Here is an 18,452-nt window from a genome sequence, read left to right on the forward strand (position 1 = left end):
CCATGACTGCGATTGACGCGACCGACCCGACCGACTCCATCGTCTGCCGCCGCCTGGTCGGACGTACCGCCGTCATCACCGGCGCCGGCAGCGGCATCGGCCTCGCCACCGCGCGCCGCCTGGCCTCCGAGGGGGCGCGGGTCGTCTGCGGCGACATCGACGAGATCGCGGGCAAGGCCGCGGCCGACGAGGTGGGCGGGACGTTCGTACGGGTCGACGTCACCGACGCCGAGCAGGTCGACGCGCTCTTCAAGACGGCGTACGACACCTACGGCTCGGTCGACATCGCCTTCAACAACGCGGGCATCTCGCCCCCCGACGACGACTCGATCCTGACCACGGGCCTCGATGCGTGGAAGCGCGTCCAGGACGTCAACCTCACCTCCGTCTACCTCTGCTGCAAGGCCGCCATCCCCTACATGCAGCGCCAGGGCCGCGGTTCCATCATCAACACCGCGTCGTTCGTCGCGATCATGGGCGCGGCGACCTCGCAGATCTCGTACACCGCGTCCAAGGGCGGGGTTCTCGCCATGTCGCGCGAGCTGGGCGTGCAGTTCGCCCGCGAGGGCATCCGCGTGAACGCGCTCTGCCCCGGCCCGGTCAACACCCCCCTCCTCCAGGAGCTGTTCGCCAGCGACCCGGAGCGGGCGGCGCGCCGGCTCGTGCACATCCCCGTCGGCCGTTTCGCGGAGGCGGAGGAGATCGCGGCGGCGGTGGCGTTCCTGGCGAGCGACGACTCGTCGTTCATCAACGCCACGGACTTCCTGGTCGACGGAGGAATCGCGGGCGCGTACGTGACCCCGCTCTAACCCGCGCACCGGAGGCCGGGCGGACCCCTGGGCCCGCCCGGCCTCCGGCCCTACAGGAAGGTCCGCCCTTCTCCCCGGTACGTCGGTACGGTCGCCGTAACCGCATCGCCCTCGATGAGCTGGAGTTCGTCGAACCGCTCGCACATCTCGCCCGCCTTCGCGTGCCGGAACCACACCTTGTCGCCGATCAGCAGATCGTCGGCGGGGGAGCCGAGCAGCGGCGTCTGCACCTCACCGGCCCCCTCCTGGGGGTCGTACCGCAGGCCCTCCGGGAGATACGGGACGGGCGACCGGTCGGGGCCGGCAGCCCCCGAGGCGGGATAGCCGCCGCCGAGCACCGTCACCACACCCACGCCCGGCCGGCGGACGACGGGCTGCGCGAAGAGGGCGGCGGGCCGTCCCGTGAACGACGAGTAGTTGTCGAAGAGCCGGGGGAGGTACAGCCCCGAGCCCGCCGCGATCTCGGTCACGGCGCGCTCGGCGGCGGTGTGCTGGACACTGCCCGTGCCGCCGCCGTTGACGAACTCCAGGTCCGGCGCGACGGCCCGTACCGCCCGCACGACGGCCGCCCGCCGGACCGCGAGCTCCTTGCGCGCCGCGTTCTGCATCACCCTGATCGCCCGCGACCGCAACGGCCGCCCCACGACCGCGTCCCCGACCCCGGCGACATGACCCTCGTACGCCATGATGCCGACCAGGCGGAATCCGGGACGGCGGGCCACCGAGCGGGCCAGCTCGGCCAGCTGGGCGGGCTCGCGCAGCGGCGAACGCAGCGCGCCTATCCGGACGCGGCCCCCGAGCGGCTGCCACGACGTATCCAGCTCAAGGCAGACCCGGATCTCCTCACGGCCGCCGTCCCTGGCCCGGTCGATCAGTCCCAGCTGCGCCGGGTCGTCGACCATCACGGTGACGGCGGCGGCGAGCTTGGGATCGGCGGCGAGCTCGGCGTACCCGCCCCTGTCCGCGGACGGATAGGCGAGCAGAACGTCCTCGAACCCGGAGCGCGCGAGCCACAGGGACTCCGCCAGCGTGAACGACATGACGCCCGCGAACCCGTCCCGCGCCAGCACGCGCTCAAGGAGCGCCCGGCAGCGTACGGACTTGCTCGCCACCCGGATCGGTTTCCCGGCCGCCCGGCGGACCAGGTCGGCGGCGTTGTCGTCGAACGCCTCGAGGTCGACAACGGCGACGGGAGCGTCGAGGTGAGCGGTGGCCCGGTCGTACCTGGCCCGGTCGGCAGCACGCGGTGTCATGGCCAGAGCTTGCCAGAGCGGATTACCGCTGGGTAGGGGGATCATCCGGTCAGATGCCGCGAGGCCGGGGACTGGTTCCTGTCCGACCCGCCGCAGCCCGTAGAGTGACGCTCAAGCGGTGAGGACGACTCGAACGGACCTGCCCCGAAAGGCGATCGGGCATCGCGGGGCACAGGCCGGGCGACCACGAACAGGGGGGCGGATGAGCACCGAGGCACACCGTGCCCCTCTCCCACCCCACCCCAAGACCCCACCGCCCCCGGCCACCCCAGCGCCCCGCCCCACCTCCGGCGCCACCGCGCCCCACCCACCACAGCCCACCCCTGCGACGCACGTCGCACCCGCCCTGGGCGCCCCTGCGGCGCACGGCGTACCTGTCCCGGCCACCCCTGCGGCGCGGCCCGCACCCGCCCCGGCCACCCCTGCGACGCACGTCGCACCCACCCCCGGCATACTTCCGGCGCAGCCCGCGCCCCGGTCCTCGTCCGTCGCAGACGCGACGCAGGCGCAGCCCGCGCGCCAGTTCCCGTCCGCGACGCAGGCGCAGCCCGCGCGCCAGTTCCCGTCCGCGACGCAGGCGCAGACCGCGCCCCAGTTCTCGTCCGGCGCCAGCGCGACCCCGGTGCAGCGGCAGGCGTCTGTGAGGAGCCGGCCCCCGGCCGCTGCGTCACCTCACCACGCACCGCCGCTGTCCGGCGCCGGGCGCGCGGGTGCCGTCCCGCGTGATCGCGGCTCAGCGCCTTCGCCCGCCGCAGCCAGTCCCGGTGGGCCGGCTGCTGGCACCGCGCACGCGGGCACCCCGGCCGCGCACGGTGCCGCACAGCGCCACCCCGGCCCCATGCCTTCGCCCGCTGCCGCTCTGGGCGCCGGGAGTGGGCCTGCGGCTGGTGCGGCGGGTCGTTCCGCCCGGCCTGCCGGGGACCAGGCCGCGACCACCGCGGCGCCCGCCGTGCCCGCTGCCGGCACGCCGCGCCATCCCGGACCGATGCCTTCGCCCGCTGCGGGCAGTCAGGCCGGGCCCGATGCCGCCACCGGGCTGTTCCCCGGCGCGCCCGCGCCGTCTGGCACCGTGCGCGCCGCAGGTGACGTGCGGGGTTACGCCGGGAGCCCGGCCGCCGCCGGTGGCCCGCAGGGTGCCGGGCGCCGTGCCGGTGAGGGGGCCCGGCAGGACGGCCCCGGGGCTGCGGGCGGGGGTGACGCCGTACCGGCCGAGATCACCGCGCGGCTGCGGCCCGTGCCCGGCTCGCCGGGGCCACTGCCGGCGCAGGTTCCGCCGCCGCCCGTGGCTCCGCCCGTAACGCCGGCGCACCGCGCCACCCGGCGGCAGCCCGTGGGAGCCGTCGACCTGGGACCGCAGCCCGGTGCGCCCCGGCCGCCGGCCCACTTTGCCGCGCCGCAGCACTGGGGGGTACCCGAGACGCCGGCCGAGACCACCACCCGGCTGCGGCCCGTCCGTACGCGCCGCCCCGCACGCGTCGTGGCCGCCGCGGCCTGCCTCGTACTCGGAGCCGGCCTGGTCGGCGGCGCCGTTACGGGGAGCTGGCTCACCGGCGGCGCCGACGCCGGGGCCGCCGCTCCCACCGGCTACGCCGAGGCACGCGGCCTCTGGCACAGCGCCCCCGTCGACACGCTCTTCCCGCCGACCATCAAAGGCGACGGCGCGGGCCCCGGCGGCGCCGACCGCGTCTGGACGCGCGTCGCCGTCGCCCCCGACAGTGGCTGCGCGCAAGCCCTCGACCCGCTGCTGCTCAAGGCGCTCGAACCGGTCGGCTGCCTGCGCCTCGTGCGCGCCACCTACACCGACGCCACCACCAGCAGCGTCACCACGGTCGGCATGCTCTTCACCGAGGCCGACGCACCGGCCATGAAGGCCCTGCGCGCCCGCTTCAGCAACGAGGGCCTCGCCGACCGCACCGACCTCATGCCGCGCACCTACTCCGCCGAGGGGACCGTCGCCGCAGGCTTCGGCGACCGGCAGCGCGCGAGCTGGACGGTGCGCGTGCTCACCGACGTACCTGTCGTCGTGTACGCCGTCTCCGGCTTCGCCGACGGCCGCACCGTCGCCGACCCGCAGCCCGCCGGCCGGGCCACCGTCCCCGGCGCGACGAACGCCCCCGCGCAGGCGGGCCTGGGCCATGAGGCCAAGGGCATCGCCGACCGCGTCGAACGCGGCCTCCGCAGGACCGCACACCCGGCCACGGAGCCTCCCCGATGAACAACGAAAGGGCCGCCACCCCCCGCGCCGCCCGCCGCACAGGCTCCCGCGCCCTCGCCGCCGCCCTCGTCGCCACCGCGCTCGCCCTGCTGCCCGCGCCCGCCGCTCACGCCGACAGCATCCGGGCCCAGCAGTGGGCGCTCGACGCACTCCACACCGACGAGGCCTGGCGTACGACCAAGGGCGAGGGCATCACCGTCGCCGTCCTCGACACCGGCGTGGACGGCAGCCACCCCGACCTCGAAGGCCGCGTACTGGCAGGCAAGGACTTCATAGGCTTCGGCGCGGGGAAGGGCGACCGCGCCTGGGCCCGCCACGGCACCGCCATGGCCGGGATCATCGCGGGCCACGGCAACGGCCCCGGCCGCGCCGACGGCGTGGTCGGCATCGCGCCGGAGGCGAAGATCCTTCCGGTCCGCGTCATCCTGGAAGGCGGCGACCCCGCGCGCAAGCGCGCCCGCAGCACCCGCGGCAACGCCCTCGCCCAAGGCATCCGCTGGGCCGCCGACCACGGCGCCGACGTCATCAACCTCTCCCTCGGCGACGACAGCAAGTCCGCCCACCCCGAGCCCGCCGAGGACGCCGCCGTCCAGTACGCCCTCGCCAAGGGCGCCGTCGTGGTCGCCTCCGCCGGCAACAGCGGCGAGGACGGCGACCACATCTCGTACCCCGCCGCCTATCCGGGCGTGATCGCGGTGGCCGCCGTCGACAGCTCCGGCACCCACGCGTCCTTCTCCACCAGCCGCTGGTACGCGACCGTCAGCGCCCCCGGCGTCGACGTGATCATCGCCGACCCCGACCGCCGCTACTACGAGGGCTGGGGCACGAGCGCCGCCTCCGCCTTCGTCTCCGGCGCCGCCGCGCTCGTACGCTCCGCGCACCCGGACCTGACGCCCGCCCAGGTCAAGAAGCTCCTCGCGGACACCGCCCACAACGCACCCGAGGGCGGTCGCGACGACGACCGCGGCTACGGCTTCGTCGACCCGGCCGCCGCGATCGAGGCGGGCGGCAAGCTCCGCCCGGCGGGCCTGCGCCCCACCCCGGCCCCGCACGGCAAGAAGTACTTCGGCGCCGGCCCCGGCCCCCTGCGCGACGCCGACGAACCGGCGGGCTGGCTCGCCCCGGCAGTGGGCGGCATCGGCGTACTCCTGCTCGCCGGCTCCGTGGCTCTCTGGCGCACCAGCCGGCCCGCCGCCCCCCGCCACTTCCACTGACACCCGCTCCACCACCGCGATCCCCGCCCACAGCGCCGACGCAGGAGACATCCGTGGCAGCGGCGGTGCCCGCGGGCCCCGTGGGGAAGCCGCCCCGACCCGGCGGCTAGTCTCGTGGAGTGGCGCTCAAGAACATCCCGGACCCCGGTTTCTCCCAAGACGACGGCACCGCCGACCCCCGGCTGACCGCGGCGCTCGCCGCCTGGGCGGAGGACCCGGCGGCCGAGCCGCGGGTGCTCGAAGCGCTGGCCGGCGCCCGGCTCCTGGTCCCCGTCGTCGCCGTACTCGGTGAAGTCGAGACGGACGAGAACGGCCTGCGCCGCGAGAAGACCAGCGACATGGCCGTGCCGACCCTCCAGGCGGGGGAGCGCCGCGCCCTGCCCGCGTTCACCTCCACCGAGGCCCTGGCCCGCTGGAATCCCGAGGCGCGCCCCGTCGCCGTACCGCTGCACCAGGCGCTCCAGGCCGTCGCCCACGAGCGGGCCGACACGCTGGTCCTCGATCTGGCCGGTCCTGTGCCGTACCAGCTCACCGGGTCCGCGCTGCTCGCCGCCGCCGAGGGGCGCACCAGCGCGGTGCCGCTCGACGACCCGGCCGTCACCGAGGCGGTACGGGCCGCTGTCGCCGCCGAGCCCGCGGTCCTGCGCGCCCACCTCGGGCCGGGCGCCGCCGACGGCACCCTCGCGCTGGTCCTGGCCCCCGGCGCCGAACCGGGCGAGGCGGCCCGCCGCGTCGCCGGGGCACTGGCCGCCGACGAAACGCTGAGGGCCCGCCTGGTGCGCGGCCTCGACCTGGCACTGCTGCCGGCCGGGGTCACGCCTCCGGGCGAGCCCTTGTTCGTACGCGGGTAACTGATAACGGGTAACGGGTGACTGGTACCGCTCGGTCAGCCGTAGACCGGGCCCGTGTACTTCTCGCCCGGACCCTGCCCCACCTCGTCCGGCACCGCCGACGCCTCGCGGAACGCCAGCTGCAGCGACTTCAGCCCGTCGCGCAGCGGCGCCGCGTGGAAGGAGCTGATCTCGGTCGCGCTCGCGTCCAGCAGACCGGCCAGGGCGTGCACCAGCTTGCGGGCCTCGTCGAGGTCCTTGTGCTGGTCGCCGTCCTCGGTGAGGCCGAGCTTCACGGCGGCGGCGCTCATCAGGTTGACCGCCACCGTCACGATCACCTCGACTGCCGGTACTTCCGCGATGTCGCGCGTCATGGCGTCGAAGTCGGGGGATTCACTGGGGGAGGTCGCGTCACTCATGACGCACACGATATGCCCAGGCGAGCGAGGCTCTCCCCACGGGTTCGCCCCTTCCCGCCGGAGCTGCTAACCTTGTGTAACGACCGGCCGGACACCTGTGTGCCCGGCCCACAAGTGGAGGCTCCGATCTCCCACCTGGCTGTCCTCACGGACGGCGGGTCACCGGTCAGGCGGTCCCCATCGTTCCGTACGGACGATGGAGCACCGCTCGATGATGCGCCCCGCGGTTGATGCGCGGTGGTGCTCCGGTATATCCAGGAGCCCCGCCTGTGTTCCCGTCCGGGGCATTTTTCATGGCTCCCTGAGGTTGGTCTCACGAAACAGACGTTACGCGGCTGTCTGCCAGACAGTCGTGTGGTGCTACTGAGGAGGATCCATCAGCGCTGAGCCCCGCATTAACGACCGGATTCGCGTTCCCGAGGTGCGACTCGTCGGACCCAGCGGCGAGCAGGTCGGCATTGTGCCTCTTGCGAAGGCCCTGGAGCTTGCGCAGGAGTACGACCTCGACTTGGTCGAGGTCGCGGCGACCGCCCGTCCGCCCGTGTGCAAGCTCATGGACTACGGGAAGTTCAAGTACGAGTCGGCCATGAAGGCCCGTGAGGCGCGCAAGAACCAGGCGCACACGGTCATCAAGGAAATGAAGCTCCGGCCGAAGATTGACCCGCACGACTATGACACCAAGAAGGGTCATGTCGTCAGGTTCCTCAAGCAGGGCGACAAGGTCAAGATCACGATCATGTTCCGTGGTCGTGAGCAGTCCCGCCCCGAGCTCGGCTTCCGACTGCTTCAGCGTCTGGCTTCGGACGTCGAGGACCTTGGCTTCATCGAGTCGAATCCCAAGCAGGACGGCCGGAACATGATCATGGTTCTGGGCCCGCACAAGAAGAAGACCGAGGCCATGGCCGAGGCGCGCGAGGCCCAGGCGGCCCGCAAGGCCGAACGCCAGGGTCACGGCGCGGACGAGGCCGAGCAGGCCGAGTCGACGGACGAGGTCGCCGAGGCTCCGGCCGAGGCACAGACCGAGACCCCTTCCGAAGCGTGATCCGCGGGGCTGCCATCCAGGCGGCCCCGGGGTTCGGCCAGGAAGCCCCATACCAACTACTGACGCTCCCGCTCTCCGGTGAACGCACCGGGGGAGCGCCACTGACGAGGAGAGAACGGCGCTATGCCGAAGAACAAGACGCACAGCGGTGCCAGCAAGCGCTTCAAGGTCACCGGCTCCGGCAAGGTCATGCGCGAGAAGGCCGGCAAGCGCCACCTCCTGGAGCACAAGTCCTCCAAGAAGACCCGCTCGCTGACCGGCGCTGTCGTGGTGTCCCCGGCGGACGCCCCGAAGATCAAGAAGCTTCTCGGCAAGTGACGTCGTGGCTCCGGGTGACCGGAGCCCCCCGTCGGAACGACCGAGACCAATTCGTTTCCGGGCCGTGTGAGTTCCACCGCGGCCCCGCTACAAGGAGTTAACAAGTGGCACGCGTCAAGCGGGCAGTCAACGCCCACAAGAAGCGCCGGGCAATCCTCGAGGCGGCCAAGGGCTACCGCGGTCAGCGCTCGCGCCTGTACCGCAAGGCCAAGGAGCAGGTCACCCACTCCCTGGTCTACAACTACAACGACCGCAAGAAGCGCAAGGGCGACTTCCGTCAGCTGTGGATCCAGCGCATCAACGCCGCTGCCCGCCAGAACGGCATGACGTACAACCGCCTCATCCAGGGTCTGAAGGCCGCCAACATCGAGGTGGACCGCAAGATCCTGGCCGAGCTCGCGGTCAACGACGCCAACGCGTTCGCCGCGCTCGTCGAGGTCGCCCAGAAGGCGCTCCCGAGCGACGTCAACGCCCCGAAGACCGCCGCCTGATTCCCTCAGGCAGCACCTCTTCGTCCACTGGACCCGCAGGCGTTCGCCGCCTGCGGGTCCAGTGCGTTGTGAGCCGACGTGAGCACGACGAGAACGACCCCTTTCGTCCGCAGAGATACGCAGAGAAGTGAGCCGCCGACCATGGGCACCCCCGAGCTGATCTCCCCGCGATCCCCGCGCGTGGCCGCCGCCAAGCGGCTGGCCAAGCGGAGCTTCCGCGGCAAGGAGCGCCGGTTCATCGCCGAGGGGCCGCAGGCCGTGCGCGAGGCGGTCGAGCACCGCAGCGACGGCGAACCGACCCTGATCGAGCTCTTCGCCACCGTCGAGGCAGCCGAGCGGTACGCCGGCATCGTCGACGCCGCCCACGCCGCCGGCGCCCGCGTGCACCTGGCACCCGACGAGGTGCTGGCCGAGGTCTCGCAGACCGTCACCCCGCAGGGCATCGTCGGCGTCTGCCGCTTCCTGGACTCGCCCTTCGAGGACATCCTCGCGGCGAAGCCCCGGCTCGTCGCCGTCCTCGCGCACGTCCGCGACCCCGGGAACGCCGGTACGGTGCTGCGCTGCGCGGACGCCGCCGGCGCCGACGCCGTCGTCCTCACCGACGCGTCCGTCGACCTCTACAACCCCAAGTCCGTACGCGCGTCGGTCGGCTCGCTCTTCCACCTGCCGGTCGCCGTCGGCGTCCCCGTCGAGCAGGCCGTCAGCGGGCTGAAGAGCGCGGGCGTACGCATCCTGGCGGCCGACGGAGCGGGCGACGACGACCTCGACGACGAGCTCGACGCGGGTACCATGGGCGGGCCCTCCGCCTGGGTCTTCGGCAACGAGGCCTGGGGCCTGCCGGAGGAGACCCGCGCACTCGCGGACGCCGTGGTGCGCGTTCCGATCCACGGCAGGGCCGAAAGCCTCAACCTCGCCACAGCCGCCGCCGTGTGCCTCTATGCCTCCGCTCGTGCGCAGCGTGCTTCCGGAGGGTGCCGCAGCGTTACCCCGAGCTAGTAGTGTGGCGGGCTCGGGGGCCCTCCCCCAAGCTCTCGGCTCCGCTCGAGCAGGGAGGTACCCCCTTGCTCTTCGGAAGAGGTGGGATACGGGGATGGCTGTCGGCACGAGCGGTCTGTCGAAGGCGGGCGACGCGTTACCGCGTCCGTACGCGCAGGACGGCGGTCACGGGATCGATCCCGACGACCTCCCCGACGGCCTCGTTGTCGCCGACGAGAGCGGCCGTGTCGTCTGCTTCAACGCCGCAGCGGCGCGGATCACCGCCATCCCCAGGGAAGCCGCCCTCGGCAGGCCCCTGGAGACCGCGCTGCCCCTCGAAGACCTCGAAGGCCGGCGCTGGTGGAACCTCACCGACCCGTACGGCGGACTCGCCATCCGGGCCGGACAGCCCGAACGCAACCTGCTGCTGCCCGGCGGCCGCGAGGTGCTGGTCTCGGCCCGGTACGTACGCCACGAGCCGACCGGCCCCGTGCGGCGGGTCGTCGTCTCGATCCGCGGCACCGAGGCCAGGCGCCGCACCGAGCGCAGCCACGCCGAGCTGATAGCCACCGTCGCCCACGAGCTGCGCTCCCCGCTGACCTCGGTCAAGGGGTTCACCGCGACGCTGCTCGCCAAATGGGAGCGTTTCACCGACGACCAGAAGAAGCTGATGCTGGAGACCGTCGACGCCGACGCGAGCCGCATCACCCGGCTGATCGCCGAGCTGCTCGACATCTCCCGGATCGACTCCGGGCGGCTGGAAGTGCGCAGGCAGCCCGTGGACCTTCCGACGGCCGTCGGCCGGCACGTCCAGGCGCACATCTCGAACGGTCAGCCCCCGGACCGCTTCCTGGTCCGTATCCAGCAGCCGCTGCCTGATTGCTGGGCAGACCCGGACAAGATCGACCAGGTGCTCGGCAACCTGCTGGAAAATGCGGTGCGGCACGGGGAAGGAACGGTCACCATCGAGGTGAGCGCAGCCCCGATCAAGACCGCCGACGATTCAGCGAAGGGAACAGCCGTCACCGTGAGCGACGAAGGCACCGGCATTCCCGAGGAGTCGATGGGGCGCGTCTTCACCCGGTTCTGGCGGGGCAGCAAGCGCGGCGGTACCGGCCTCGGTCTGTACATCGTCAAGGGCATCGTCGAGGCGCACGGCGGCTCGATCACCGTCGGCCGCGGGCCCGGCGGCGGCGCCCAGTTCCGATTTATTCTGCCCGTCGGCGCTCCGGCCTATCTCGCCTGAGCAGCCCACGGGCTTCTTCACCCCTCGCGGCCTTTAGACTCGACCTTTGGCACCTTTGCGTCCTCAGTCGTCGAGCGGGGGCCACGGGGGTCCGGGGGTGTCCCCGGCAAAGGCAGTACCAGCCAATCGGAAGTACGGGAAGAGATGTCCGCACCCAATAAGTCGTACGACCCTGTTGAGGTCGAGGCGCTGAAACCGGAAGAGATCGAGCGCATGCGGGACGAGGCGCTCGCCGCCTTCGACGCCGCGGCGGATCTCGACGCGCTCACCCACGCGAAGACCGCGCACACCGGCCCCACCTCACCGCTCTCGCTCGCCAACCGTGAGATCGGAGCCCTGCCGCCGGCCGCCAAGGCCGAGGCCGGCAAGCGCGTGGGCATGGCCCGCGGCGCCGTGAACAAGGCCCTCGCCGCCCGTCTCGCCGCCCTGGAGGCGGAGCGTGACGAGCGCGTGCTGGTCGAGGAGGCGGTGGACGTCACACTGCCGTACGACCGCGTTCCGGCCGGCGCCCGGCACCCGCTGACCACGCTGATGGAGCGCGTCGCCGACGTCTTCGTCGCCATGGGTTACGAGGTCGCCGAGGGGCCCGAGGTCGAGGCGGAGTGGTTCAACTTCGACGCCCTCAACTTCGTGCCGGACCACCCGGCGCGCCAGATGCAGGACACCTTCTTCGTGCAGGGCGCAGATGGCGCGAAGACGGATGACTCCGGTGTCGTGCTGCGCACGCACACCTCCCCGGTCCAGGCCCGCGCGCTGCTCGACCGTGAGCCGCCCGTGTACGTCGTGTGCCCCGGCCGCGTATACCGCACGGATGAGCTCGACGCCACGCACACCCCGGTCTTCCACCAGATCGAGCTGCTCGCCGTCGACGAGGGCCTCACCATGGCCGATCTCAAGGGCACCCTGGACCACATGGTCCAGGCGCTCTTCGGCGAGGGCATGAAGACCCGGCTGCGCCCGAACTACTTCCCGTTCACCGAGCCGTCCGCCGAGATGGACATGGTCTGCTACGTCTGCCGCGGCGAGTCCGTCGGCAACCCGGACCGTCCCTGCCGCACCTGCGGCAGCGAGGGCTGGATCGAGCTCGGCGGCTGCGGCATGGTCAACCCCAAGGTGCTCACCGCCTGCGGCGTCGACCCCGCGAAGTACAGCGGGTTCGCCTTCGGGTTCGGCATCGAGCGGATGCTCATGTTCCGCCACAACGTAGAAGACATGCGAGACATGGTCGAGGGTGACGTCCGGTTCACTCGGCCCTTCGGGATGGAGATCTGATGCGGGTCCCGCTTTCCTGGCTGCGGGAGTACGTCGATCTCCCCGCCACCGAGACCGGCCGTGACGTGCAGGCCAAGCTCGTGTCCGCCGGCCTGGAGGTCGAGACGGTCGAGCAGCTCGGCGCCGGCCTCAAGGGGCCCCTGGTCGTCGGCAAGGTCCTCACCATCGAGGAGCTGACGGAGTTCAAGAAGCCCATCCGCTTCTGCACCGTCGACGTCGGCATGGCCAACGGCACCGGCGAGCCGCAGGAGATCGTCTGCGGCGCCTGTAACTTCGCCGTCGGCGACAAGGTCGTCGTGGTCCTGCCCGGCGCGGTCCTGCCCGGCGACTTCGCGATCGCCGCGCGCCAGACGTACGGCAAGACCTCGCACGGCATGATCTGCTCCGGCGACGAGCTGGGCATGGGCGACGACGGCAGCAACGGCATCATCGTGCTGCCGCCCGAGTACGAGGTCGGCACCGACGCCATCGAGCTGCTCGAACTCGTCGACGAGGTCCTCGACATCGCCGTCACGCCCGACCGCGGCTACTGCCTGTCGATGCGCGGCGTGGCCCGCGAGGTCGCCATCGCGTACGGGCTGCCGCTGCGCGACCCGGCGCTGCTGGACGTACCCGCGCCCAACTCGTACGGCTACCTCGTGAAGATCGCCGACCCGCAGGGCTGCGACCGCTTCACCGCCCGTACGGTCGTCGGCCTGGAGCCCGAGGCGCGCTCCCCGATCTGGCTGCGGCGCCGGCTGCAGAAGGCCGGGATGCGGCCCGTCTCCCTCGCCGTCGACGTCACCAACTACGTGATGCTGGAGCTCGGGCAGCCGCTGCACGCGTACGACCGGTCCCGCATCGACGGGCCGATCGGTGTGCGCCGCGCCGAGCCGGGTGAGAAGTTCACGACGCTCGACGGCACCAAGCGTGTCCTCGACGCCCAGGACCTGGTGATCACCGACAACCGCGGCCCGATCGGCCTCGCGGGTGTCATGGGCGGCGCCAACACCGAGATCGCGGACTCCGTGACCGACCCGGAGACCGGGGCCGTCAGCGGCACCACCGAGGTCGTCATCGAGGCGGCGCACTTCGACGCGCTGTCCATCGCCCGTACGGCGCGCCGCCACAAGCTCGCGTCCGAGGCGTCCAAGCGCTTCGAGCGCGGCACCGACCCGCAGGCCACCTCCGCGGCGGCCCAGCGGACCGTCGACCTGCTGGTGCTGCTCGCGGGCGGCACCGCCGAGGCGGGTGTCACGGAGGTCATCGCGCCCTCCGCGCCCCGCACGATCTCCATGCCCGCCGACCACCCCGACCGCGTCGCGGGTGTCGAGTACGGCCGGGAGACCGTCGTACGCCGCCTCCAGGAGGTCGGCTGCGACGTGTACGGGCAGGACGAGCTGGTCGTGACCGTGCCGTCCTGGCGCCCCGACCTGGCCTTCCCGAACGACCTGGCCGAAGAGGTCATCCGGCTGGAGGGGTACGAGAACCTCCCGTCGACCCTGCCGACGCCGCCCTCGGGCCGCGGGCTCACCGATCGGCAGCGGCTGCACCGCCGCATCGGCCGGGCGCTGGCGGGCGCCGGTTACGTCGAGGCGCTGAACTACCCGTTCATCGGCGACGCCGTGCTCGACCAGCTCGGCCTGGACGCCGACGACGCCCGCCGCCGTACGGTCAAGCTGGTCAACCCGCTCTCCGACGAGGAGCCGGCGCTGCGCACCACGCTGCTGCCCGGCCTCCTCGGCGCGCTGCGCCGCAACGACGGCCGTGGCTCGCACGACCTGGCGCTCTTCGAGACCGGCCTCGTCTTCAGGCCGACGGGTGACGAGCACAAGGCCGCGCGGCTGCCCGTCGACCGCCGGCCGACCGACGAGGAGATCGCCGCTCTCAACTCCACGCTGCCGCGTCAGCCGCACCGCGCCGCCGTCGTCCTCGCGGGCGCCCGCGAGCAGGCCGGCTGGTGGGGCAAGGGCCGCCCGGGCAACTGGGCGGACGCCGTCGAGGCCGCTCGTACGCTCGCCCGCGAGGCCGGTGCCGAGCTGATCGTCCGGGGCGACCAGCACGCGCCGTGGCACCCGGGCCGCTGCGCCGCGCTGTACGTCACGGTGAACGGCGAGGAGACCCTCGTCGGGCACGCCGGTGAGCTGCACCCGCGCGTCATCAAGGCGCTCCACCTGCCGGAGCGCACCTGCGCCATGGAGATCGAGACCGACCTGCTGGAGCAGGCCGGTACGGGAGCCCTCCAGGCGCCGCGGATCTCCACCTTCCCGGTGGCGACCCAGGACGTCGCGCTCGTCGTCTCCGCCGATGTCGCTTCGGTGGACGTCGAGGCGGCGCTGCGCGAAGGCGCCGGTGAACTCCTCGAATCGCTCCGGCTGTTCGACGTGTTCACGGGTGAGCAGCTCGGCGAGGGCAAGAAGTCGCTCGCGTACGCGCTGCGCTTCCGCGCCGCCGACCGCACGCTGACCGTCGAGGAGGCCTCGGCCGCCCGCGACGCCGCCGTCGCGCTCGCCGGCGAGCGCACGGGCGCGGTGCTGCGCGGGGCGTAGCACTGTTGAAGCAGCAGTGAAGCGGTAGTGCTGAGGGGCGTGTCCGGAGTCACGGGTGCGCCCCTCACTCATTCGGGTGAGAAGTGGGGATGAGGTAGGCAAACAGGTACGTACCGTCGACACAATCATTCCGGCCGACGAGGGCCAGCGTCGTACAGGCAGCGTCGTACAGGCAGCGTCGTACAGGGCCAGGGCCTAGGGGGCCGTCGGGATGATCCGTACAACAACCTGGCGGGGCGTGCGGCGCGCGTGCGTTCCTCATGTGCGGCGTGCCCTTGTCTTCGGGCTCCCCGCCGTCTGGCTCGTCGCCGCGACGGTCTGGGAGCTGGCCTGCCCGTTCGACTCCCACGACGGGATGGCGCCCCGCTTCGTGACGTGCGCGGCCTTCCTCGCGCTGGTCGCGTATCTGCTGACAAGCGTACGGCTGGGCCCCGTGCGGGAGTTGCGCCGTACCCGCGAGATCGCGCGCGCCGCCCAGCAGGTGCTGCTGCGGCCGCTGCCGGCCCGGCTCGACGGGCTCGCCCTCGCCGCGGGACAGCTGTCCGTGAGCCGCGGGGCGACGGTCGGCGGCGATCTGTACGAGGCGGTGGCCACCGTGCACGGGGTGCGGGTCGTCATCGGCGACGTACGGGGGCACGGGCTCGCCGCCATCGGAGCGGTGGCAGCCCTGCTCGGCAGCTTCCGGGAGGCGGCGCACGACGAGGCCGAACTCGCGGGTGTCATGCGGAAGCTGGAGCGGGCGCTGCAACGGCATCTGCGGGAGAGGTCGCGGTCCGAGCACCCGTCGGTGAGCGGTGCGGACCCCGACAACCCACTGGCCGAGGAGTTCGTCACCGTACTGCTGCTGGAGATCCATGAGGACGGGGAGGTACAGGCGCTCAACTGCGGCCACCCGTGGCCCTACCGGCTGCGCGGGGCCGCCGAGCCGATCGCGGGCGGGGACGTGCTGCCGCCGCTCGGCCTGTTCCCGCTGCCCGACGGCCTGTCCGCCCGCCGGTGTATGCGCCTGCTTCCCGGCGAGACCCTCGTCCTGCACACCGACGGGGCGGAGGACGCCAGGAACGCCGCCGGGGAGTTCTTCTGCCTGCGACGTGCCCTCACCGAGGCCGCGGCGCTGGGCTCGCCGGTCTCACCGGCCGTGGTGGTGCAGCGCGTTCACACGGAGCTGCTGCGGCACACGGGCGGGCGGCTCACCGACGACGTCGCCCTGCTCGTCCTGCGCAACGACCGCAGGTGCGTGCCGGCGCAGCCCGGGGATCAGGGGCTGCGCCGCTCGTGCGCGGAATCCTCCAATCGGTGACCGGCCGTCGCTCCGGAACCGCTGGACGGGCTCCGTCCGCCCTGCCGCGGAGTGTCGGGCAGACCGGCAGGGCGGACGGTGCGGGAACGGGCCGCCGCACTGTACGAGGGGGAGCCGGCGGCCCGGCCACCTCTTTGAGAGGCGAAGTGAAGTCAATCGGACCCGGGGTGTGGTGCGGGAGAGCACGCGGGGCACGAACGCGGGCACTCGGTTCACACCCCGTGTGAAACAACCTCCACTACGCTGATTCCACCGAGCCACCGGAGAGGCCATGCAGCCGAATACCCTGCTCGACGCCCTGCTCGACGAGGCGGGCATCTCCCACGCCGGCCTCGCCGCCCGTGTGAACCAGGCGGGCAGCGCGAGAGGTCTGGCGCTGAGGTACGAACACACCGCCGTCGCACGGTGGCTGAAGGGCCAGCGGCCGCGCGGCCAGGTGCCCGACCTGATCTGCGAAGTGCTCGCGGCCCGGCTGCACCGGCCCATAACGCTGGACGACATCGGGTTCGGCCAGCCGGGCGAGGCGGCCATGCCGCACGGCTCCCCGCTGACGGGCTTCGTGGAACGGGCCACCGCGTTGTGGCGCTCCGACGAGCAGCAGCGGCCGCACATCCTCGGCGCCCCGGCGGTGACCGGGACGCCGGCGGTGATGCCCGTGTGGGAGTGGGAGAACCCGCCGGAGGACGCGGACGTCTCGCGCAAGGGACAGACGCGCGTCAGCGTCGCCGACATACAGATGCTGCGCGCCGCCAGGGCGCACTACGAGCTGATGTACCGGAAGGCGGGCGGCGTCGCTACCCGGGCGCGGGTCGTCGGCTTCCTCAACGCCGAGACCGCCCCTCTGCTGCGCGGCAGTTACTCCAACGCCATGGGCCGCCACCTGCACCGTGCCACGGGCGGCCTGGTGGCGGTGGCGGGCATCTGCGCGTACGACTCGGACGCCCAGGGGCTCGCCCAGCGGTACTTCCACCAGGCCCTGCGGCTCGCGAAGGCCAGCGGGGACCGTGGGCTCGGCGCGTACATCATCGCGCTGCTGGTCAACCAGTCACTGTTCATGGCCGAATACCGGCAGGCGGTGGCCTTCGCGGAGGCGGCCCTGCGCACGGCGGGTTCGCAGATCACCCCGGCGCTGGCCGCCGATCTGCACGCGATGCAGGCGAAGGCGTACGCCCATCTCGGCGACAGCAAGGGAGCGTTGTCCTGCATCCGGCGTGCTGAATCCGAGGCGGATTCCATCAGACCGGGCAGCGAGCCGGACGAGACGGGGTACGTACAGCCGGGACTGGTGAACGTACAAGTGGCCGAGGCTCTTCTGAGCCTCGGGGATCTGCCCGCCGCGCGTGAGCACGCGGACGCGGCGGTCGGCTCACCCGCGCACGACAGGGGCCGCGTGCACCGGCTCGCCATGCTCACCCACATCGAGCTGCGGCAGGGCAAGGCCGACCGGGCGGTGGAGATCGCCACGGAGATGGCGCAGCGCGCCCAGGGGATGGAGTCGCAGCGGATGCGCGACCGCCTGCGGGCGGTCCGCGAGCACCTGGTGGGAAGCGGGTGCGCCGGCGCCGAAGAGGCGGCCGAACTGATCGACGGGGCTTTGCGCGTTCCGCTCTGACCGTCCTCCTGCTGCGATGTTGCCATCTACTTGTCGGAAGGTGGCAAAACAGTGCAGTGGACGAACTTAAGCGAACAGACTGTGTACAAGAACCGTTGGTTCCGGATCAACCTCGCGGACGTCGAACTCCCCGACGGCCGGCACCTCGACCACTTCGTCATACGGCTGCGCCCGGTGGCCGTGGCGACGGTGGTCAACGAGGCCAACGAGGTGCTGATGCTCTGGAGGCACCGCTTCATCACCAACAGCTGGGGCTGGGAGCTCGCCGCGGGTGTGGTCGAGGACGGCGAGGACGTCGAGACGGCCGCGGCCCGCGAGATGGAGGAGGAGACCGGCTGGCGGCCCGGGCCGCTGCGCCACCTCCTCACCGTCGAGCCGTCCAACGGACTCACCGACGCCCGGCACCACCTCTACTGGGCGGAGGAGGCGACGTACACCGGCCATCCCGAGGACGACTTCGAGTCCTCACGGCGCGAGTGGGTCCCGCTCAAACTGGTACCCGACATGGTGGCCCGCGGTGAAGTCCCGGCCGCCAACATGGCGGCCGGGCTGCTGATGCTCCACCACCTGCGGCTCGGTTAGCGGCCGACGGCCTGCCAGACGGTCACCGCGAGCGCTCCGGCCGCGGTGAGTGCCGAGATGGCCGGCAGCGGCCAGCGGTTGTGCTCCAGGGCCGTCACCCGCGCGGCCAGGCCGGCCAGATCGCTGTCGGCCTGGTCGTCCCGGTGGGCCAGCAGCGCCAGATGTCCGTCGATCCTGGTGAGCCCCACGTCGAGGCAGCGACGTAACTCGGCGTACTCCTCGACGACCACGGTCTGATCGGTGTCGATACTCACGGTCCGCTCCTTTTTCAACAGGGCCGTCCGACGGCCTCGTGCATGTGCCACAGAGCCAACTCGCCCTGTGGCCATGGCGGGAGCGTGTGTGC

Annotated in this window: 17 protein-coding genes; 14 read left to right on the plus strand and 3 right to left on the minus strand. The window is 72.4% G+C overall.

Annotated elements, in window-relative coordinates:
• Positions 1-2: 2 nt before the first annotated feature.
• Positions 3-809, plus strand: coding sequence for a 3-oxoacyl-ACP reductase (locus J7E91_RS17770; RefSeq protein ID WP_214905438.1), 807 nt, complete (start codon positions 3-5; stop codon positions 807-809).
• 50 nt (positions 810-859) lie between these two features.
• On the opposite strand, the gene J7E91_RS17775 is transcribed toward J7E91_RS17770, so the two are convergent.
• Positions 860-2,062, minus strand: a complete 1,203-nt coding sequence (locus J7E91_RS17775) for an amino acid deaminase/aldolase (protein WP_214905441.1) — start codon at positions 2,060-2,062, stop codon at positions 860-862.
• 985 nt (positions 2,063-3,047) lie between these two features.
• On the opposite strand from J7E91_RS17775, the gene J7E91_RS17780 reads away from it, so the two are divergent.
• The 3 genes from J7E91_RS17780 (at position 3,048) to J7E91_RS17790 (ending at position 6,342) form a co-directional block, all read left to right on the plus strand.
• The gene (locus J7E91_RS17780; protein WP_251015838.1) at positions 3,048-4,277 is read left to right on the plus strand and encodes a hypothetical protein; all 1,230 of its coding nucleotides are present in this window, start codon (positions 3,048-3,050) and stop codon (positions 4,275-4,277) included.
• Positions 4,274-5,491, plus strand: a complete 1,218-nt coding sequence (gene mycP / locus J7E91_RS17785; protein ID WP_214905444.1) for a type VII secretion-associated serine protease mycosin — start codon at positions 4,274-4,276, stop codon at positions 5,489-5,491. Before J7E91_RS17780 ends, mycP begins: the two co-directional genes overlap by 4 nt.
• A 119-nt stretch (positions 5,492-5,610) precedes the next feature.
• Complete coding sequence (locus J7E91_RS17790; RefSeq protein ID WP_214905447.1) at positions 5,611-6,342, plus strand: SseB family protein; 732 nt, start codon at positions 5,611-5,613, stop codon at positions 6,340-6,342.
• Positions 6,343-6,377: 35 nt separating this feature from the next.
• Here the strand turns inward: J7E91_RS17790 and J7E91_RS17795 are convergent, their stop codons facing one another.
• Positions 6,378-6,740 carry a DUF1844 domain-containing protein gene (locus tag J7E91_RS17795; RefSeq protein ID WP_028815430.1) on the minus strand — a complete coding sequence of 121 codons (363 nt, stop codon included), beginning with the start codon at positions 6,738-6,740 and terminating at the stop codon, positions 6,378-6,380.
• 376 nt (positions 6,741-7,116) lie between these two features.
• Here J7E91_RS17795 and infC point away from each other — a divergent pair, with 376 nt between their 5' ends.
• From infC to J7E91_RS17845, 10 genes are all read left to right on the plus strand, one after another.
• Entirely contained in the window at positions 7,117-7,782 is a 666-nt protein-coding gene (gene infC / locus J7E91_RS17800) for a translation initiation factor IF-3 (protein ID WP_244283350.1), read from the plus strand.
• Between the two features lie 123 nt (positions 7,783-7,905).
• Positions 7,906-8,100: a 50S ribosomal protein L35 gene (rpmI, locus tag J7E91_RS17805; protein WP_028815428.1), complete on the plus strand. Its 195-nt coding sequence runs from the start codon at positions 7,906-7,908 to the stop codon at positions 8,098-8,100.
• A gap of 104 nt (positions 8,101-8,204) precedes the next feature.
• Positions 8,205-8,591, plus strand: coding sequence for a 50S ribosomal protein L20 (rplT, locus tag J7E91_RS17810; RefSeq protein ID WP_028815427.1), 387 nt, complete (start codon positions 8,205-8,207; stop codon positions 8,589-8,591).
• 141 nt (positions 8,592-8,732) lie between these two features.
• The gene (locus J7E91_RS17815) at positions 8,733-9,587 is read left to right on the plus strand and encodes an RNA methyltransferase (RefSeq protein ID WP_214905450.1); all 855 of its coding nucleotides are present in this window, start codon (positions 8,733-8,735) and stop codon (positions 9,585-9,587) included.
• A gap of 94 nt (positions 9,588-9,681) precedes the next feature.
• The gene (locus J7E91_RS17820) at positions 9,682-10,812 is read left to right on the plus strand and encodes an ATP-binding protein (protein WP_214905452.1); all 1,131 of its coding nucleotides are present in this window, start codon (positions 9,682-9,684) and stop codon (positions 10,810-10,812) included.
• Between the two features lie 144 nt (positions 10,813-10,956).
• A complete protein-coding gene (pheS, locus tag J7E91_RS17825; protein ID WP_214905455.1) occupies positions 10,957-12,084 on the plus strand; it encodes a phenylalanine--tRNA ligase subunit alpha in 1,128 nt (375 codons plus the stop codon).
• On the plus strand, positions 12,084-14,612 hold the full coding sequence (gene pheT, locus J7E91_RS17830) for a phenylalanine--tRNA ligase subunit beta (RefSeq protein WP_214905457.1): 2,529 nt from the start codon (positions 12,084-12,086) through the stop codon (positions 14,610-14,612). Before pheS ends, pheT begins: the two co-directional genes overlap by 1 nt.
• A gap of 262 nt (positions 14,613-14,874) precedes the next feature.
• Positions 14,875-15,912 (plus strand): PP2C family protein-serine/threonine phosphatase, encoded by a 1,038-nt coding sequence (locus J7E91_RS17835; protein ID WP_308376729.1) that lies wholly within the window; start codon positions 14,875-14,877, stop codon positions 15,910-15,912.
• Between the two features lie 271 nt (positions 15,913-16,183).
• A complete protein-coding gene (locus J7E91_RS17840) occupies positions 16,184-17,524 on the plus strand; it encodes a lipopolysaccharide assembly protein LapB (RefSeq protein ID WP_214905462.1) in 1,341 nt (446 codons plus the stop codon).
• Positions 17,525-17,575: 51 nt separating this feature from the next.
• The gene (locus tag J7E91_RS17845; protein ID WP_214905465.1) at positions 17,576-18,106 is read left to right on the plus strand and encodes an NUDIX hydrolase; all 531 of its coding nucleotides are present in this window, start codon (positions 17,576-17,578) and stop codon (positions 18,104-18,106) included.
• Here J7E91_RS17845 and J7E91_RS17850 read toward each other — a convergent pair.
• The gene (locus tag J7E91_RS17850) at positions 18,103-18,360 is read right to left on the minus strand and encodes a hypothetical protein (RefSeq protein ID WP_214905468.1); all 258 of its coding nucleotides are present in this window, start codon (positions 18,358-18,360) and stop codon (positions 18,103-18,105) included. The genes J7E91_RS17845 and J7E91_RS17850 overlap by 4 nt on opposite strands.
• Positions 18,361-18,452 lie beyond the last annotated feature (92 nt).

Origin of the sequence: Streptomyces sp. ISL-99, assembly GCF_018614005.1 — a bacterium.
In the GTDB taxonomy this organism is placed as follows: Bacteria; Actinomycetota; Actinomycetes; order Streptomycetales; family Streptomycetaceae; genus Streptomyces; species Streptomyces flavidovirens.

Coding starts and splice junctions, on each gene's coding strand:
- J7E91_RS17770 (WP_214905438.1), top strand. CDS start 3: ATGACTGCGATTGACGCGACCGACCCGACCGACTCCATCGTCTGCCGC.
- J7E91_RS17775 (WP_214905441.1), bottom strand. CDS start 2,062: ATGACACCGCGTGCTGCCGACCGGGCCAGGTACGACCGGGCCACCGCT.
- J7E91_RS17780 (WP_251015838.1), top strand. CDS start 3,048: ATGCCTTCGCCCGCTGCGGGCAGTCAGGCCGGGCCCGATGCCGCCACC.
- mycP (WP_214905444.1), top strand. CDS start 4,274: ATGAACAACGAAAGGGCCGCCACCCCCCGCGCCGCCCGCCGCACAGGC.
- J7E91_RS17795 (WP_028815430.1), bottom strand. CDS start 6,740: ATGAGTGACGCGACCTCCCCCAGTGAATCCCCCGACTTCGACGCCATG.
- rpmI (WP_028815428.1), top strand. CDS start 7,906: ATGCCGAAGAACAAGACGCACAGCGGTGCCAGCAAGCGCTTCAAGGTC.
- J7E91_RS17815 (WP_214905450.1), top strand. CDS start 8,733: ATGGGCACCCCCGAGCTGATCTCCCCGCGATCCCCGCGCGTGGCCGCC.
- J7E91_RS17820 (WP_214905452.1), top strand. CDS start 9,682: ATGGCTGTCGGCACGAGCGGTCTGTCGAAGGCGGGCGACGCGTTACCG.
- pheS (WP_214905455.1), top strand. CDS start 10,957: ATGTCCGCACCCAATAAGTCGTACGACCCTGTTGAGGTCGAGGCGCTG.
- pheT (WP_214905457.1), top strand. CDS start 12,084: ATGCGGGTCCCGCTTTCCTGGCTGCGGGAGTACGTCGATCTCCCCGCC.
- J7E91_RS17840 (WP_214905462.1), top strand. CDS start 16,184: ATGCAGCCGAATACCCTGCTCGACGCCCTGCTCGACGAGGCGGGCATC.